Source organism: Marinovum sp. 2_MG-2023 (assembly GCF_030548265.1).
Lineage (GTDB): Bacteria > Pseudomonadota > Alphaproteobacteria > Rhodobacterales > Rhodobacteraceae > Marinovum.
In genome coordinates this window covers 97,874-115,240 of the sequence record NZ_JAUOSD010000008.1, presented here as the reverse complement: position 1 = coordinate 115,240, position 17,367 = coordinate 97,874, and the positions used below count along the sequence as shown (strand labels likewise).

The 17,367-nt window shown below is 59.6% G+C and carries 20 protein-coding genes; 7 read left to right on the top strand and 13 right to left on the bottom strand.

All coding sequences use genetic code 11. The features are described from left to right. The 3 genes from Q4577_RS11490 (at position 1) to arfB (ending at position 2,475) form a co-directional block, all read left to right on the top strand. Positions 1-885: an esterase-like activity of phytase family protein gene (locus tag Q4577_RS11490; RefSeq protein WP_303468106.1), complete on the top strand. Its 885-nt coding sequence runs from the start codon at positions 1-3 to the stop codon at positions 883-885. A 111-nt stretch (positions 886-996) separates the two neighbouring features. Continuing rightward, positions 997-1,647 (top strand): queuosine precursor transporter, encoded by a 651-nt coding sequence (locus Q4577_RS11485; protein WP_303468104.1) that lies wholly within the window; start codon positions 997-999, stop codon positions 1,645-1,647. A gap of 408 nt (positions 1,648-2,055) precedes the next feature. Beyond that, a complete protein-coding gene (gene arfB / locus Q4577_RS11480) occupies positions 2,056-2,475 on the top strand; it encodes an alternative ribosome rescue aminoacyl-tRNA hydrolase ArfB (protein ID WP_303468103.1) in 420 nt (139 codons plus the stop codon). A gap of 10 nt (positions 2,476-2,485) precedes the next feature. On the opposite strand, the gene pncB is transcribed toward arfB, so the two are convergent. Both pncB and pncA read right to left on the bottom strand, forming a co-directional pair. Further along, positions 2,486-3,778, bottom strand: coding sequence for a nicotinate phosphoribosyltransferase (gene pncB, locus Q4577_RS11475; protein WP_303468102.1), 1,293 nt, complete (start codon positions 3,776-3,778; stop codon positions 2,486-2,488). A 26-nt stretch (positions 3,779-3,804) separates the two neighbouring features. Further along, a complete protein-coding gene (gene pncA, locus Q4577_RS11470) occupies positions 3,805-4,398 on the bottom strand; it encodes a bifunctional nicotinamidase/pyrazinamidase (protein WP_303468101.1) in 594 nt (197 codons plus the stop codon). Between the two features lie 112 nt (positions 4,399-4,510). On the opposite strand from pncA, the gene Q4577_RS11465 reads away from it, so the two are divergent. Together Q4577_RS11465 and Q4577_RS11460 are read left to right on the top strand one after the other, a co-directional pair. After that, on the top strand, positions 4,511-5,728 hold the full coding sequence (locus Q4577_RS11465; RefSeq protein ID WP_303468100.1) for an Hsp70 family protein: 1,218 nt from the start codon (positions 4,511-4,513) through the stop codon (positions 5,726-5,728). Between the two features lie 48 nt (positions 5,729-5,776). After that, complete coding sequence (locus Q4577_RS11460) at positions 5,777-6,691, top strand: rhodanese-related sulfurtransferase (protein WP_303468098.1); 915 nt, start codon at positions 5,777-5,779, stop codon at positions 6,689-6,691. Here the strand turns inward: Q4577_RS11460 and Q4577_RS11455 are convergent. From Q4577_RS11455 to Q4577_RS11410, 10 genes are all read right to left on the bottom strand, one after another. Beyond that, positions 6,688-7,110 carry a DUF302 domain-containing protein gene (locus tag Q4577_RS11455; RefSeq protein ID WP_244691880.1) on the bottom strand — a complete coding sequence of 141 codons (423 nt, stop codon included), beginning with the start codon at positions 7,108-7,110 and terminating at the stop codon, positions 6,688-6,690. The genes Q4577_RS11460 and Q4577_RS11455 overlap by 4 nt on opposite strands. After that, complete coding sequence (locus Q4577_RS11450) at positions 7,107-8,102, bottom strand: c-type cytochrome (protein WP_303468095.1); 996 nt, start codon at positions 8,100-8,102, stop codon at positions 7,107-7,109. The genes Q4577_RS11455 and Q4577_RS11450 overlap by 4 nt, the downstream gene beginning before the upstream one ends. Then, positions 8,086-9,357 carry a sulfite dehydrogenase gene (gene soxC / locus Q4577_RS11445; protein ID WP_303468093.1) on the bottom strand — a complete coding sequence of 424 codons (1,272 nt, stop codon included), beginning with the start codon at positions 9,355-9,357 and terminating at the stop codon, positions 8,086-8,088. The genes Q4577_RS11450 and soxC overlap by 17 nt, the downstream gene beginning before the upstream one ends. 59 nt (positions 9,358-9,416) lie before the next feature. After that, entirely contained in the window at positions 9,417-11,114 is a 1,698-nt protein-coding gene (gene soxB / locus Q4577_RS11440) for a thiosulfohydrolase SoxB (protein ID WP_303468091.1), read from the bottom strand. Positions 11,115-11,210: 96 nt separating this feature from the next. Then, a complete protein-coding gene (soxA, locus tag Q4577_RS11435; protein ID WP_303468089.1) occupies positions 11,211-12,059 on the bottom strand; it encodes a sulfur oxidation c-type cytochrome SoxA in 849 nt (282 codons plus the stop codon). A gap of 87 nt (positions 12,060-12,146) precedes the next feature. Beyond that, entirely contained in the window at positions 12,147-12,476 is a 330-nt protein-coding gene (soxZ, locus tag Q4577_RS11430) for a thiosulfate oxidation carrier complex protein SoxZ (RefSeq protein ID WP_244691891.1), read from the bottom strand. A 20-nt stretch (positions 12,477-12,496) separates the two neighbouring features. Beyond that, on the bottom strand, positions 12,497-12,913 hold the full coding sequence (soxY, locus tag Q4577_RS11425; RefSeq protein WP_244691893.1) for a thiosulfate oxidation carrier protein SoxY: 417 nt from the start codon (positions 12,911-12,913) through the stop codon (positions 12,497-12,499). A gap of 47 nt (positions 12,914-12,960) precedes the next feature. After that, positions 12,961-13,440: a sulfur oxidation c-type cytochrome SoxX gene (gene soxX / locus Q4577_RS11420; protein ID WP_244691896.1), complete on the bottom strand. Its 480-nt coding sequence runs from the start codon at positions 13,438-13,440 to the stop codon at positions 12,961-12,963. A 117-nt stretch (positions 13,441-13,557) separates the two neighbouring features. Next, entirely contained in the window at positions 13,558-14,136 is a 579-nt protein-coding gene (locus tag Q4577_RS11415) for a thioredoxin family protein (protein ID WP_303468087.1), read from the bottom strand. 21 nt (positions 14,137-14,157) lie between these two features. Beyond that, positions 14,158-14,898, bottom strand: a complete 741-nt coding sequence (locus Q4577_RS11410) for a cytochrome c biogenesis CcdA family protein (protein WP_303468086.1) — start codon at positions 14,896-14,898, stop codon at positions 14,158-14,160. 52 nt (positions 14,899-14,950) lie between these two features. Here Q4577_RS11410 and Q4577_RS11405 point away from each other — a divergent pair, with 52 nt between their 5' ends. Together Q4577_RS11405 and Q4577_RS11400 are read left to right on the top strand one after the other, a co-directional pair. Continuing rightward, a complete protein-coding gene (locus Q4577_RS11405; protein WP_303468085.1) occupies positions 14,951-15,346 on the top strand; it encodes a hypothetical protein in 396 nt (131 codons plus the stop codon). Between the two features lie 77 nt (positions 15,347-15,423). Continuing rightward, positions 15,424-15,771: a helix-turn-helix transcriptional regulator gene (locus Q4577_RS11400; RefSeq protein WP_303468420.1), complete on the top strand. Its 348-nt coding sequence runs from the start codon at positions 15,424-15,426 to the stop codon at positions 15,769-15,771. Positions 15,772-15,813: 42 nt separating this feature from the next. On the opposite strand, the gene Q4577_RS11395 is transcribed toward Q4577_RS11400, so the two are convergent. Then, positions 15,814-17,361 (bottom strand): heme biosynthesis protein HemY, encoded by a 1,548-nt coding sequence (locus tag Q4577_RS11395; protein WP_303468083.1) that lies wholly within the window; start codon positions 17,359-17,361, stop codon positions 15,814-15,816. Positions 17,362-17,367: the final 6 nt, after the last annotated feature.

Sequence of the window (17,367 nt, the reverse complement as noted above, 5' to 3'; positions counted from 1 at the left end):
ATGACACGATTTTTGACCAGCGCCGCGCTGGCGCTGATTGCGCTGGTCAGCTGTGGCTCTGCTGCGGAGGACGCCAATCACGCCCGCCATGTCCAAAGCTATATCTGGACAGACAGTGACCCGGCATTTGGCGGCTTTTCCGCGATTGACCTCAGCAACGATGACGGCGGGTTTGTCGCCCTGTCCGACCGGGGCCATTACGTCGAAGGGCGGATCATCCGGGAAAACGGTCGCATTGTCCGGGTGGACAGCACGCCGCCACATGCGCTGCTGAATACCAATGGCGCGCGGATGCAAAAGGATTTTCGCGCCGACAGCGAGGGGCTTGCGATCCGCGCGGATGGTCGCCGCTTCGTTTCATTCGAAGGGTTCCACCGGGTCTGGGCCTATGTGTCGATGGATCGTGCCGCATGGCTGCCACGGCATCGGGATTTCAAATCCCTGCAAAACAATTCCTCGCTTGAGGCGCTGGCGATTGACCGCCGCGGCTGGCTTTACACATTGCCGGAACGTTCGGGCAAAATGACACGGCCCTTCCCGGTCTATCGCTATCGCAATGGCACCTGGGATCAGCCTTTTTCCATTCCCCGCTTTGGCGGTTTTCAACCGGTTGGGGCCGATTTCGGCCCTGACGGCATGCTGTACCTGCTGGAGCGGGAATTTACCGGGTTTGCGTTTCGGTCGCGGGTGCGCCGGTTTGCGGTGACAGAGCGCGACATCGGCCGCGGCGAAATCCTGTTCACCAGCTCGCTTGGCCGCCACGACAACCTGGAGGGCCTGGCAGTCAGCCGTGATGACGCGGGCAAGATCCGCCTGACAATGATTTCCGACGACAATTTCCGCGCCTTCCAACGCACAGAGATCGTGGAATATCTGCTGCCCTGAGCCCCGAATTGACAAATCGCTTGCGTGGCGGGGACAGAAACTGTAGGTCCCGCCCGTTCCCGACAAATCGGGGGCCAAGTCGCCGCAACCTTGCAAAAACGGGCATCAAATATGAACCGCACCCATCTTCCTGGCATTATTGCCATGGCCGCGATTGTCGTGGCCTCGAACGTCCTCGTTCAATTTCTGATTCTTGACGGCCTCCTGACCTGGGGGGCGTTTACCTATCCGCTGGCGTTTCTTGTCACTGACGTGATGAACCGCGTCTATGGCGCCGGACCGGCCCGGCGGGTGGTCTTTGCCGGATTTGTCACCGGTGTGATCTGTTCGCTGATCGGCAGCCAGATCATGTTGCAAGGTGACGGATACAGCTATGCCGCCGTGCCGTTGCGCATTGCCGTGGCATCCGGTGTGGCCTTCCTGGTGGCGCAGCTGACGGACATTGCGGTGTTCAACCGCTTTCGCAGCGGCCGCTGGTGGCGCGCGCCCCTGATTTCCACGCTGGTGGGATCGGCCCTGGATACCGTTTTGTTTTTCGCCATCGGCTTTTCCGCCGCGATCACCCTGTTTGGCGCAGAGGCCGATTCCGCAATCGCCTGGGCGTGGGAGCCGATGCCGTTCATGAATGTTGGCGCGGCGGTTCCGCTGTGGGTCACGCTGGCCTTTGCGGATTGGCTGGTAAAACTGACGGTGTCGTTGCTGGCATTGGTGCCATTTCGGGCAATCGTTGCGCGACTTTCGCAAAATCGCGCGATTGTCTGAAAATTTCCTTTTGCGATTTTGATCTTCCGTGCCATGATTCGAGTGTGGAAACAAAATTGAAAGGAGGTGCTTCAGTGTCGAGAGAGGTATTGGAGAAAGGCGTCGGAACAGTTCGAGGGGGCGTCCTCTGAGGCAGCCCTTGGGGGAGAGAATACCCTCGAATTGGTAGGACCTAACCGGCCCCACCTCCTGACAATCTCGAAGAGCCATGCCAAGCGGCATGGCTCTTTTCGTTTGCTGGCGCGAATACGGGATTTGAAGCGGGATTTGCAAAAGGGGGCCAGCCCCCTCGGCCTTTGGCCTCACCCCCGGGATATTTTTGGTCAGATGAAAGGTCGATTTCGGCCTTCTTGTCCCAGAGTGCGCTTCTGCGGTAAAGCAGTTGCAGACGTGCTACAGGTGGCCCCAATGACCCTTCGCATCAATGATCACATCGAATTGGCCGATTGGGAGATGAGCGAACAGTTCACCCGATCGTCGGGCCCTGGCGGCCAGAACGTGAACAAAGTGTCCACGGCGGTGGAATTGCGGTTTGAAGCTGCGCGGTCGCCGAATCTGGCCGATCCGGTCAAGCGGCGGCTGGAGCGGATTGCCGGGCGCAAATGGACGCGGGATGGCGCGCTGGTGATCCAAGTGGAAGACACCCGATCCCAGGCCCGCAACCGCGAGATTGCCCGCGAGCGGCTGGTGCAGATGATCCTGAAGGCGCTGGAACGCCCGAAACGGCGGATCGCAACGCGGGTGTCGCAGAACCAGAAACGCAAGCGGGTGGATGCGAAGAAGAAGCGCGGCGAGGTCAAGGCGATGCGGGGGAAGGTGGAGGAGTGAGCCCGCCCAACTACACCACCACCTCGATCCGCTCCTGCTCTCCGACGCCGAACACGCGTTTGTAGCGCGCGATTTCCTCGGCCGGGCCCATCGCCTTTTCCGGGTTATCGGACAGTTTCACCGTGGGTTGGCCGTTGGCGGTGACCGCCTTGCACACCAGCGAGAATGCATCCAGCCCGCCGTCCGGCACCAGCCCGCGAAAGTCATTGGTCAGATTGGTGCCCCAGCCGAAAGACACCCGAACCCGGCCCGCGAATTGCGTCTGAAGCGCTGCAATTGAATCGACATCCAACCCGTCAGAGAAAATCACCAGCTTTTCGCGCGGGTCTTCGCCGCGGGATTGCCACCATTCGATTGCAGCTTCTGCCGCCTTGGCCGGATCGCCGCTGTCGATGCGGATACCGGTCCAACCCGCCAGCCAATCCGGCGCCTTGTCGAGAAATCCTTTGGTGCCATAGGTGTCGGGAAGGATCATCCGCAGATTGCCCTCATGCTCTTCGTGCCAATCGGCCAACACGTCATAAGGGGCGCGGGCCAGCGCGGCGTCGTCGGGCGCCAGCGCCGCATAGACCATCGGCAATTCATGGGCATTGGTGCCGATCGCCTCGAGATCGCGGTTCTTGGCGATCAGACAATTGGAGGTGCCGACAAATTTCTGGCCCAGCCCCTCGGTCATGGCCTGAACGCACCAATCCTGCCACAAAAACGAATGCCGTCGGCGGGTGCCGAAATCGGCGATGCGCAGATTGTCGACGGACCGCAGCTGTTTGACCTTTTCCCAAAGCTTTGTCATCGCCTGGGCATAGAGCACTTGCAGCTCGAACCGGCCCATGTCGTTGAGAACCGCGCGGCCGCGCAACTCCATCAGCACCGCCAGGGCCGGGATTTCCCACAGCATCACCTCTGGCCAGGAGCCTTCGAAGGTCAGTTCATATTGGCCATCGCGTTTTTCCAGATGATAGGGCGGCAGCCGCAGGTTTTCGAACCATTCCATGAAATCCGGGCGGAACATCGACCGTTTGCCATAGAACATATTACCACGCAGCCAGGTGCTTTCGCCACGGGTCAGCGACAGCGATCGGATATGATCAAGCTGCTCGCGCAATTCGCCTTCGTCGATCAGATCGGCCAGACGGATATGTTTGCTGCGGTTGATCAGGGAAAACGTCACCTGTGTATCGGGTTTGTTGCGAAACACCGATTGGCACATCAGAAGTTTATAGAAATCCGTGTCGATCAGCGACCGCACAATCGGGTCGATCTTCCATTTGTGGTTCCAGACGCGGGTGGCGATATCAACCATGGTTGAGCCTTTCGAAAGAGGGGGGGTCAGCGCAGGGAAACGCCCGCATCCCGCATGTTTGTTTCGGCCCCGGCCAGCGAACCGTCGAGGTCGATGGCCCGGCAATAATCGCGCAGAACCGTGACGTGAAAGCCAAGTTTGGCTGCATCCACCGCGGAAAACGCGACACAGAAATCCAAGGCCAGCCCAACCATCGTCAGCTCGGAAATATCGCGGTTGCGCAAATATCCCTCAAGCCCGGTGGGGGTGTCATGGTCGTTTTCAAAAAACGCGGAATAGCTGTCGATCGCGGGGCGAAACCCCTTGCGAATGATCAGATCGGCACGGTCGCTGTGCAATCCGGCGTCAAGCTCGGCGCCGATGGTGCCCTGAATGCAATGTTCCGGCCACAGAACCTGGGGCCCATATGGCATGTCGATCACCGAAAACGGGGATTGGCCCGGATGAGAGGTGGCAAAGGACGAATGCCCCGCCGGGTGCCAATCCTGGGTCAGGATCACCGCATCGAAATCCGGCATCAGCGCGTTGATCGGGGCGACGATTTTGTCGCCTTCTGCCACCGCAAGCGCCCCGCCGGGACAGAAATCGTTTTGCACGTCAATCACGATAAGAGCACGCATCGTTGGCCTCCTGAAAACCAATGTCATCCACAGCTTAGATTCCGCGGATCGGAATTGCCATGGGGCAGACTTGGCGCTATGACCGCCGCTCGCTGATAAATCGGGGGCGGGAATGGCGCGGCTTGGAATAGATTTCGGAACCTCGAACACCGGGGCGGGCATCATGGCCGATGGGCGGCCCGTTACACTTCCGCTGGAAGATGGCGCCCAGACCCTGCCGACCGCGGTATTTGTCGATTTTGCCGACCAGAAATTCATCTATGGCGAGGCCGCCGCGCGCGCGATGATGGAAGGCCAGGATGGCCGGTTCATGCGCGGATTGAAAAGCATCCTTGGCACGCCGCTGGCACAGGAAAAGCGCCGTTTCCTGAACGAGCGCCTGACATTGATCGAAATCATCGGCCGGTTTCTGGCGGAAATCCGCACGCGGTCGGAACATCTGACCGGGCAGAGCTTTGATGTTGCGATGTCCGGCCGACCGGTGATGTTTCATTCCGAATCGCGCGAAAAGGATGCACAAGCCGAGGTTGATCTGCGCCAAGCCTATCAGCTGGCGGGATTTCGCGATGTCGAATTCCTGCCAGAGCCTGAAGCGGCGGCGCTGGCCGTTGCGGGCGATGGCCGGATGCTGATTGTCGATATTGGCGGCGGGACATCGGATTTCACCCTGTGTGAGCGCAAAGGCGGCGAAACCCAGGTGATTGCCAGCCGGGGTTTGCGGCTTGGCGGCACCGATTTTGACCGCAGTCTCAGCCTGGGGCATGTGATGCCGCTTTTGGGCCATGGCGCAGAAATCGGGGCGGAATTTGGTGACAAGGTTCACAGCGCGCCGCGCGCCCTGTTCAACGATCTGGCCAGTTGGGAAAAGATCGCCTTTGTCTATGATCCGGCGACGCTGCGCGAGGTGAAACGCTGGGTGCGGCTGGCGAAAAAACCGGAATTATTTGAACGGCTTGCCGAGGTGCTGGATATGCATCTGGGCCATGACATTGCCTATGCGGTCGAGGCCGGCAAAATCGCGGCCAACGACAGCGAACGTGGCGATATCCGGCTGGATGTGATCGAACGCGGCCTGCATGTGGATCTGTGGAACCTGCAAATGCAGACAGAACTGGCCGAGGCCGCCAATCGCATTGGGGACATGGCGCTGGCCACCCTGCGCGACGCAGATTGCGCCCCGGATCAGGTGGATATGGTGGTATTCGTCGGCGGCTCCAGCCTGTTGTCGGGCGTGCGCCAGGCGCTGGCCAGCCGCATCCCCGAGGCCCGTCAGGAAACCGCCGAAGTGTTCACCGCCGTGGTGCATGGGCTGGCGATTGCCGCGCAATAGCCGCCAACCCCATTGTCCTTTTGTCATGACAGGATTATGCGAAACCCCATGTTTACCGTTGCCGCGCTTTATCACTTTACCCGATTTGACGATCCCGCCGCATTGCAGGGGCCGCTGAAAGATCTGTGTCACACACAGGGCGTCACCGGCACCCTGTTGTTGGCGCAAGAGGGGATCAATGGCACCATCGCCGGCACGCGCGATGGCATTGACGCGGTGCTGGGCCATATTCGCGCCCTGCCCGGCTGTGCCGATCTGGTGCATAAGGAAAGCAGCGCCAGCGCACCGCCCTTTGCCCGGATGAAAGTGCGCTTGAAACGTGAAATCGTGACCATGGGCCAACCCGACGTCGATCCGCGTGCTGGCACGGGCCAATATGTCGATCCGGCGGATTGGAATGCACTGATCCAAAGCCCCGATGTCGCCGTGATCGACACCCGCAACGATTACGAGGTGGCGATTGGCACCTTTGAGGGCGCGGTCGATCCCGAAACCGCCAGTTTCCGGGATTTTCCAGCATGGTGGGAGGCGAACAAGCAGCGTTTTCACAACAAGAAGATCGCGATGTTCTGTACCGGCGGCATACGTTGCGAAAAATCGACCAATTACCTGATGGGTCAGGGGGTCGAGGATGTATTTCACCTGCGCGGTGGTATCCTGAAATACTTGGAAGAGGTGCCCGAAACCGACAGCACATGGCAGGGCGATTGTTTTGTCTTTGATGGCCGGGTTTCCGTGGGCCATGGCCTGCGCGAGGGGCCGCATCTGTTGTGCCATGCCTGCCGTCGGCCGATCCTGCCCGAGGATCGCGACCACGCCGATTACGAACACGGCGTATCCTGTCACCAGTGTATTGATGAAACCAGCGATGCCGACAAGATCCGGTTCCGCGAGCGCCAGAAACAGATCGAACTGGCGCGCAAACGGGGCGAAAAGCATCTGGGCGGGGATTACGGCGTTTAGAACGCCAGCGCCTCTTGCGCAATTGTGTCCAACAGATCCTCGACCGCGTCCATCGGCCCGTCGGGATAGGTGCGATAGCCGATTTCGACGCTGCCGTCGCGGTCGGTGACAAACATCGCATAGGGGCAAAACGCGATCAGATCCGGGTCTTGTTCCATCACCTCGCGCGATACCGTGGCCGAGCAGAACATGAAAATTTCCGCCCCATCAAACAGTTTTGCCCCCCCGACATCCGCGCGGGTGCGTTCCAGCATCTCGCCGGTGTGGCTGCGGTGATCAATCACCAACCCCGCACCGATAATCGCGCTTTCGACGCTGAACAGCGCGTCCTCGAAACTCCCGTCATAGGGATAGGTCACGGCGTAATCGCTGGCCCATGCCGGGGCTGCGGCCAACGCACAGGCAAAAAGCCATTTCATCTGGTGTCTCCTTGGGCCGAATGTGATTTCAGATAGGCGATTACCGCTTTGCGGTCCTCTTGGTTCGTAATTCCGGCAAACACCATTTTGCTGCCGTTCAGATAATCTCTGGGCGCGGCCAAAAACCCGTCCAGGGCACGCTCGTCCCAGATCAGCCCGTCACCGGCCGCGGCTATCAGCGCCTTGGAATATCGGAACCCATCGACCGCGCCCGCCGCCCGGCCAACGATCCCGGTCAGCATGGGGCCACTGCGGTTTTTCGCACCTTCGCCGATTTCATGGCAGGATTTGCATGTGCTGAACAGCCTTTGGCCCTTGGCGATCAGATCGACAGGTGCCGCCGTGGCCACGTCATCCCTGGGGGTCACATCCAGCGCCGTGGCGCGCATGGTGATGGTGACGCTGTCCTTGCATTCCGCCATACAGGGCGCAACGCGCCACACATCATATTCGCGGACGGCACGGTCATCGACGACAAAACCATCGGCATTTGGCATCGTGATCCCGGTGAAATTCGTGGCGTTCAGGCTAAATTCCTCATCCACGATGTCATTAGAATAGAGGATATAGGCGGCGATGGCATAGACCTCATCCGGCGAAAGCGTCTGGGCCGCGCCATAGGGCATCGAGCGGTGGACATAGTCCCAAAGCGTTGACAGATAAGGCCAATAGCTGCCGACAGTTTTGACCGGGTCTTTGTTGGCAAGGGTGCCCTGCCCGCCGGCCACCTCTGGCCAATTGCCCACCCCTTCACCGAAATCACCATGACAGGTGGCGCATTTTTCGGCAAAAACGCCCTCGCCTGTCAGGACATCCCCGGAACCGGGCGGCAGGCCCGTGCCATCGGGGCGGACATCCAGATCCCAGGCGGCGATTTCTTCGGCCAAAGCAGGACGGCCAAGCCCCAGGGTATCGGCGCTGGCGCCCCCAGCCGCCAAAGCCAGACCAAGCCAAAGCATATGCAGCAGGCCGACCTCAGGTGACTTCGACATTTTCGACCTCGCCGCTCGTCGCCACATGCCAGGTCTGGATACCGTTGTTGTGATAGACCGAATTTTCGCCGCGCACCGCACGAAGCTGGTTCTTGGTTGGCTGGACATATCCGGTTTCGTCCATCGCGCGGGATTGCAACAGCATCTCGCCGCCGTCCCATGTCGTATCAAGGTAAAACCGACATAGCGCCTTGGCCTCGCCGGCGCGGTCCAATCGCGCGATTTCCCACGTTTTGCCACCGTCTATTGACACATCGACCCGGGTGATCCGCCCATGCCCGGACCACGCCATGCCAGTAATGACCAGCGGGCCGGTGCCGTACTGGACCGGCATTTGCGGCGATGGGGCGGTGATCACCGATTTCGCATCCATCACCCAGGTCCATTTGCGGGCGGTGCCATCGGCCAGCGTATCGGTATATTTGCTGGTTTCCTCGCGGCTTTCGACCGGGGCATTCGTCACCTCGATCCGGCGCAGCCATTTGATCCAGAGGTTGCCTTCCCATCCCGGCACCACAAGCCGCACAGGATAACCATGTTCGCGGCGCAGCGCCTCGCCATTGGCCTTGAACGCGACAAGAACATCGTCGAGCGCCTTGGCCAGCGGGATCGACCGCCCGTTCGAGGCCGCATCCGCCCCTTCGACATAGATCCACTTGTCCGACAGTTCGCCGCTGATCCCGGCCTCGTTCAGCAGCGCGCGCAGGGGCACGCCGGTATATTCCATATTGTGGATCATGCCGTGGGTATATTGCGCGCCGTTCAACTGGGCCCCGGCCCATTCCATGCCACTGTTCGCAGCGCATTCGCAGAAATAGACGTGATTTTCGCGCGGAAACCGCTCCAGATCCGCATAGGTGAACACCAACGGCCGCTCGACCAGCCCATGCACCATCAGGCGATAGTCGTCTTTGTGCAGGGTGATCGCGCCGGAATGGTGCCGTTCAAAACCACAGCCCTGTGGGGTGATTGTCCCGTCCAGCGCATGAATTGGGGTAAAATTGACCGAAGATTTCGTGTCGGCAGTCAACCAGGGCACATTGCGGCGTCGCACGTCGGCCTCGAATTCGATCGGCAAACCATAAGGCACCTCGTCCACACCGGTGCCCAGCCCGCTGGCCCAATCCTGAACCTCTGTAATCAGCGGGTCCGGGGTTTCGGCCCGCATCGGTCCGGCGGCCACCGCCCCGGCGGCGGCCCCCCCCCCACGCAGAAAGGCGCGGCGCGACGTGCCTTTTGGTCGCTTTTCTGACATCTCGACCCTCCTTTCGACCCCTTCGGAGTGAAACTGGCGAGGCGCGCGTTTGGTCGGCCTCAGCCGCCGACCACTTGCACCGATGTGTTTGGCTCCACTGCGACACTGCCCTTGGCGCGAATGTGGTTTTCCACCACATCCCAGATCGGCGGCCCTTCTGTGCCCTCATTGACCGAGGCCCAGCCGGCCACAACGTAATTGCGCGCTGGATCAATCGCTTCGCCGGTTTTCAACAGCGTCATGTCGCTGATCCGCGAGCCTTGTGGTTTGGTGATGTCGATCCGATAGCCCATGCCACCGACCCGCACCATATCGCCGCCCTGTTGGTAATAGGGATCGGGGTTGAAGATGTTGTCGCCCACATCCTCTAGCACCACTTTCAAGAATTCCCCGGTCATTTCCGTGCGATAGGCGTTAGGATAGGTCATCGACGTGACGTTCCAGATGTCTTCGCGGGTGATGTCCTGACCGGGCAGGATCGACGGCCCCCAGCGCACACCGGGCGACAGGGCAATCTCTGCCTCACGCTCGCTCAGCAATGCGTCGCAAATCAGATCATCCCAGGAACCGTTGAAATTGCCCCGGCGATACAACAGGCTTTCGGACTGGCCGATCACCTCTTCCAATTGCGATTTGAACGGGGCGCGCTCGGCCTCGATCAAGGTCGCGATTTCGGGATCGGGGGTGATGACATCGGAAAAAATCGGGATCAGCTTGTGCCGAAAACCCAGCAAATGGCCATCGCGCACATCCAGATCGACGCGGCTGACAAATTTGCCGTTTGACCCGGATGCGACAATGATCGTGTCATTCACCAACACAGGCTCTGGCAGGGCGTCATGGGTATGGCCGGACAGGATCACATCAATGCCGGTCACAACGCCGGCCATCTTCTTGTCAACGTCAAACCCGTTGTGCGACAGACACACCACCAGCTCGGCGCCTTGGGCGCGCACCTCGTCCACCATCGCCTGCATATGCGCATCGCGAATGCCAAAGCTGTATTCCGGGAACAACCAGCCGGGATTGGCGATCGGCATATAGGGAAAGGCCTGACCAATCACCGCGATTTTGGTGCCGCCACGTTCAAAGAATTTGTACGGCGGAAACAGTTCCGCCGGCTCATCCCATTCGGCGTCAAAAATGTTCTGGCCCAGCGCGGCAAATGGCAGACCTTCGACAATCTCGTGCACGCGATCAGAACCAAGGGTGAATTCCCAGTGAAACGTCATCGCGTCCGGTTTCAACGCGTTCATCACGTTGACCATGTCCTGACCCTGAGTCTGGAAACAGGTGTAAGACCCGTGCCAGGTGTCGCCGCCATCCAGCAACAAGGCATCGGGCCGTGCGGCGCGAATGGAATTGATGACCGTCGCCACCCGATCCAGCCCGCCAACCCGGCCATAGGCCCCGGCCAGCGCCGAAAAATCGCCCGAAGACAGCGCATAATGTGACGCGCTGCCATCTTCGATGCCATAAGCACGGCGGAAATCTGCGCCGGTCAGATGCGGCACCGCCCCCCGGTTTTCACCAACGCCAATATTGACCGAAGGTTCCCGGAAAAAGATCGGTTTCAACTGGGCATGAATATCGGTCACATGGATCAGGGACACGTTGCCGAAGGTATCGAATTCCAGCAATTGATCCTGGGTCAGGCGCTGTTGCGCCGCCAACCGCGACCAATTGCCAAAACCCGAAGCCCCCAGCATCGCAGAGGCCGCCATCGACACCTGAAGAAAATCACGACGAGAGATCATGCGGGGTTCCCTTTGTCAGCAGAGTCACATGCGCATATGTGAATTCATATTGGGCGTCAAACCCCGCGCCACTTCATCCGGCGCGGGGCAAATGGGTTACTGACGCACCGCCGGCGTTTCCAGCGAAAGCCCGTTGCCGCGCGACGCGACATAAAGCTCAAGAGCGCGGAATTCGTCCGAACCTTCGGCAAATGTTTCCGCACGGGTATCGCGGATACAGCCCCGGAACCGGTTGTGCTTGGATATCAGTTTGGCCTGTTTCAAACGATAGACCGGGAAACCATTGGTCTGGCCCTGAGACAGGTGATCGGCGCGGATGTAATTGCCATAATTGTCTTCATGGCAATTGGCGCAGCTCAGCTCCAGCTGGCCATAGCGCGTATAATACATCTCTTTGCCCTGCTCCCAGAACGGGGCCGCTTCACCGTCGATTGCCACGCTCATCGGCATGCCGCGCGATTGCACACCAATCAGCGCCACCATGGCCTGCATATCGGCGCCGGACCATTTCCATGCATCCGCCTGCATCCGATCGGTACGGCATTCGTTGATCAGATCTTCCATCACAACCAGATTGCCATCCGCATCGACCTTGGGCATCGCCGCGGTCAGACCTTTGAATGTTTCGACATCCCCATGACAAGAGGCACAGCTTTCGCCGGCCGCACCTTCGACGACATCATAGGCGTCAATCGCCTGATCGACGAAAATCATGGCTGGATTGTCGAAATCATCCAGTTGCAGCGCCTGGGTTTCATCGGTGCGGAAGTGCCAGCCCGAAATCACCTCGTCAAAGGCATCCGAAAGATGCTCTGGCGCGGCAGTTTTCGATGTCATCTCCAACTCTTCGTTGATCACCAGCTTGTCGTCATCGGCGCCCCCCGCAATCAGCGGTGTCGCGGCGATCAGCAGTGCAGCTATTGCCGTCATTGCCTTGGTTGTCATCTGTTCCCTCCCTTTGGCTGTTCCGCCCCTGTGTCAGGGGTCAGATGGCGCGCCCGCCCCGGCAAATCCCGGAACGGACTGGGGTATTTAGCCGACCGAAATCGACTTGGTTTCTTCATAGACCGAGCCGTCGTCGTCGTACCAAGTGAATTTGAATTCACCGGCTTCGGGAACTGTGGCTTCGAATTGAAAATATGGATTGGTCGAAATCGCCGGTTCCATCGCGATGTCGATCACGTTCTGGCCGTTGAAATCACAGGTAAACCGATTGATGATCGACCGCGGAATGACATTGCCATCGCCATCCTTGCGCTGACCGGATTCCATGATGTGGCTGATCAGGGTCTTGATTTCGATTGTCTCGCCTGCGCTGGCGGATTTTGGTACTTTGACGCGGGGTTTTACACCGTCTGCCATGATATTGCTCCCTTTGTCTCTTAGCCGCCGCAGCCGCCGATAGTGACCTTGACGGTCTTGGAGGTTCGCACAAAGCTGCCGTCGGCCATCTGCGCCACGGCAATCACATCCTGTGTCCCGGCCAGACGAATGCGGGTTGATGCATTCTGGCTTGCGGCCAGCGGGCCGAATTTGAACACGCCCACCGGGGGGGCCGGGTTGCCCGCCGCATAAATCGAAATCGCCACTGCGCCGGGGGCCGACACGGCGATTGGCACCGTATTGCCGTTTTCCGCGATTTCCGGCGCTGTCAGCTCCAGCCCGCCTTCGCCTGTCTCGGCACCGCCGGTGAATTCGGCAATCAGATCGTCCACCGCCGCAAAGGCACGGAACGGCAGGACGGTCAGAAGCGCAGCACCGGCAGCCAGCGCCAGCGTTTCGCGTCGTGTAAAGTCCATTTTTGCTCTCCTTGATCTCTCAGATGCGGCAATTGGCCGATCTGGCGTCATTCGTCTTGCAGCGTCATCAGGAAGGCGACGACATCTTCGATGTCCTGCGCCGTCAGAAGCGGCGGCAAGGGTTCGGTGCCTGCCTTGCCGCTGAACGCGTTACCGGGGCGGATATAGCCGCTGGTTTTGTAGAATGCCGGCATCATTGTGCCGTCGTAGGTCATCTTGGCATTGGCGACGATGCCGCGAATTTCGGCCTCTTCCCAGCGCGACCCAACCCCATCCAGACCCGGCCCGACCTCGCCATGGAAGGGCGCATCGGCCAGTTCCGTGACCGCGTGGCAGGAAATGCAATTGCCCTTGGATTTGGTTTTCATGATCAGCGCGCCATTGGCGGCATCACCGGGCGCACCGGACAAAGAGACCGATATTGCGCCATAGTCGTCATATTGGACATCACCCGGTGCGATCTCTCCGGCAAAGGCCGCTGGCACTGCCAGTGCGGCAATCGCCAGTGTAATGGTCATAAACCTCATGTTCCCTCCCTGGGTCGCTGCCTTGTCGTCTTTATTTCGGCTGGCTGGACATAGCCTAATGTAGAAATCTGCCTTCGCACAACGTCAAATCCACAAGGTCACGCTGCACCGCCGACCTCAGTCAGTAGAGCCGTTGTTGCGTTCCTGAATGCGGCGGGCGTGGTAGCGTTGGAAATCCTCTTCGTTATCAAGCAGGTATCTCTTTTCTACCACCCATGTAAACATGTCCAGCGTTGTTCCGGCCCCAAAAGCCCCCGGCATGACGGCGACGGCGGCGCGCGGGGCGCTGGTGTCTTCGGGCACCTCTTCCGGCAGGAACATCAGCGTCGGGGTGAACAAAAGCCCCCATTTGCGCGCCATGTTCTTTTCGCTCAGAACCTCGCCGTCGAAATCGGTCACTTCGATATCGCCATGCAGGTTCAATTGCACAACAAAGTAATTGTCTTCGATCATCTTGGTGATGTCGTCGCGCGGGAACACCTCTTCATGCATCTTGGTGCAATAGATACAGCCGCGTTGTTCGAACATCAGCACAAGCCGCTTGCCCTCGGCACCCGCCTCTTCCAGATCTTCGCGCAGATCCTTGAACGTGTCGCGCATCCAATCGGCCTTGTGCAGACCATCATCGCCCAGCTCGGCCGCGGCCACCGGCAGCGCCAGCAGCGTGGCGGTCAAAATCGCTATCAGGTGTTTCATGGCTCCCCTCCCCGGCTCGCCTTAGCCGATTTTCATGAAGACCGGAAAGGTCTCCAACATCCATTGGGCAATGTAGCTAATGGAATTGGTGGCGATCAGCACGCCAAAAACAATCAACAACACCCCCATTAGCCGTTCCACCAGCGGCAAATGCCGGCGGAATCGCGCCATCCAGGCCATGAATGGCCCGATGAACATCGCCGCCACGATAAACGGCAATGTCATGCCCAAACCATATACAAACAACAGCATCGCGCCAGTCCCCGCCGTATCCTGCCCCGCAGCGGTGAACAGAATCGCCGCCAGAATCGGCCCGACACAGGGCGTCCAGCCAAAGGCAAAGGCCAGCCCGATCACATAAGCCCCAACAAGGCTGAGATTGCTGGTTTCCCCGGCATCGGCGCGAAATTGGCGATAGAGAATGCCAATGCGGACCACCCCCAGGAAATGCAGCCCCATCACGATGATGACCGCCGCCGCCAACCAGCGCAGAACATCGAAATAGTCGCGCACCACCTGGCCAAACAGGCTGGCGGTTGCGCCCAGCCCCATGAACACCGTGATCACCCCCAGCGAAAACGCCAGCGCCGCCAGAACGGCGCGCAGCCGCACCGCGCCCGACAATTTCGCGTCCGCGCGGACCTGGTTCATACTGACCCCGGCCAGATAGCTTAGGTAAAATGGCACAATCGGCAGGATACAGGGCGACAAGAAGGACAAAAGCCCAGCCAACATCGCCCCCATGATTGTGACGTCGAACATCACCCACCGCCTTGCTTGTAAAATTCACATATTCAAATTATGTTGTTTGTCAATGTTCGGTCAATTGCAACCCTCTGTGATCTTCGGATTTCTATGCGCAATCCTGTCGGCGCTTTGGCTGTCGGCGGGGCCGTTGCGTGCGGACATGTCCCTGATCATGGTCGAAGAGCCGGGGTGCATCTGGTGCGCCCGTTGGAATGCCGACATCGCGCCGATTTATCCCAAAACACCCGAGGGGCGCGCCGCACCGCTGATGCGGATCGACATTCGCGACAATCCCCCCGAGACAATTGAATTTGCCCGTAGCTTTCAGTTCACACCGACCTTTGTTCTGGTGGTCGACGGACAGGAAAGCGCGCGGATCGAGGGTTATCCCGGCGAAGACTTCTTTTGGGGGTTGCTGGGCCGGATGATCCGGGACGCCACGACAACAGAGACCGCAGGATAATGCACACCACAGATCACCTTGGCGACGCCGACGCACCCGCGGATATCAACGGGCTTCCGCCCACGGACCCGGCCGATATGACGGCCAATGCCACCCGCGCGGCAAATTTCCTGAAGGCGATTGGCCATGAGGGGCGATTGATGATCCTGTGCCATCTGGCCACCGGCGAAAAATCGGTGACCGAGCTGGAGGCTCTTTTGTCTGCCCGTCAGGCTGCGGTGTCGCAACAATTGTCGCGCCTGCGGCTGGAGGGTCTGGTCACGCCGCGCCGTGATGGCAAGGCGATCTATTATTCCCTGAGCGATGATCGCCCGCGCAAGATCATGGAAGTGATCTATGACATGTTTTGCAGCCCCCAAACCACCGGGGACCACGCGCAATCTGATACCGCCCGGCCCGCCGGGGGGATCGCCCCCGACGCTTGATCACGACGCCTGACCCCGACGCCTGAGCGGCGCGCCGACCCGTCAGGTCCGCGCGGTATCCTTGGCTGACTCTGTATCGTCCACCGTGCTGGCCTCGATCACTTCGGCATCTTCAGCTTCGGTCATCTCGGCCTCGCTGGCGACAACCGTATCATCCCCAAAACCATCGACCTCATCCGTGGCGGTCATGGCAGCGGCGGACTGATCCTCGATCGCGCCAACGATCAGCGGCAACATGGCACTGTCAGCGCCATTCGACGTTGTGTCCGCCGGCGGTGTGGTCCAGCTGAGCGTATCCAACGCACCGCAATTGCCACAAACCGCTGTCCATTCGCCCTGGATATTCGAGCAGTTTCCGCAGACCCAATGCGGGCCACGTGGTGCGGTCAACGCCCGCGCCAGCCATCCCCGGATCACCGCATCCGACGCGCCCTCGCCACGTTCAATCGCGGCCATCACGGTCAGAACCCGCGCATCGGGATCGTTTTCGGCCAAATCCCCCAATGCACGACGTGCCGCCGGGAAATTCTCATCCGCGATATGCAGTTCAGCCTGCAACAGCTGGGTTTCGCGGTGGTTCGGAGCCAGTTTGAACAGGTGCTGGAACCGCTTGATCCGCTCTGCCGGGGTTTCATCCGGGGCGATGGCGGCAAATGTCGCGGCCAAATCGGGATGCGGCTGGGCCTCCCACGCCTTTTTCAACACGCGCAGGGCATATTTCGGCTTGCCCTGTTCGATATAGCTGCGCGCCGCCATCACCGCCGCCGGGATCAGCTCGGGTGACAAACGGTTGGCTTCGATTGCCGCTTCGCGCTTTTCGATGCTGCTTGCGGCATCGGCAATATCGCGGGCCTCGGACAGCGCCAGAACCGCATCGCGACGACGGTGCACATCCCGTGGCAAACTTCCGTGTTTCAGCTTGGCATTCAATGTCTTGCGTGCCCCGGCCCAGTCCGCTTTTTCCGCCTGCAATTTCAGCAGAATATCCTGGGTTTCCTCGTGGCGCGGCTTGATCGCAAAGGCACGTTCCGCCAGTTTCAGCGCGGTATCGGTGTCGCCATCGGCCAGCCGCTGTTTCATGATGCCACGCACGCCGACAAAGCGTGTGCTTTCGTCTGTGACCAGCTTTTTGTAAACCGCTTCGGCCTTGGCACGGTCGCCAGCCATCTCTGCTGCCTGTGCGGTCAAGAGATTGGTCAATTCCGGCTTCTGCAAATAGCGTTCGGCTTTGGCGGCCTTGGCCATCGCCAATTTCCCCTCACCCGACGCCAGCGCCATCAAACCTTCGCTCAGGGCGCGCACACCTTTGCGTTCGCGATTGCGGTCAAAATACCGCGACAGCGCCGTTTCATCGCCATTCACAAAGCGCAACAGCGCCACAAGGAACGATGCCACTTTCAGCAGCAACCAAAGCACAACCAGTAGCGCCGCCAGCGCCATGACGGCCTGAAGCGCGGTAAAGGTGAATTCCTGGCCGTTGAACGTTACGCGCAGACCCGCGCCGTCGTATTCCAAAAGCCAGCCAGCGCCCCAGGAAATTGCCGCAACAACGGCAACAAAGACGAGAATTTTCAAAAGTGACCACAACATATTTTC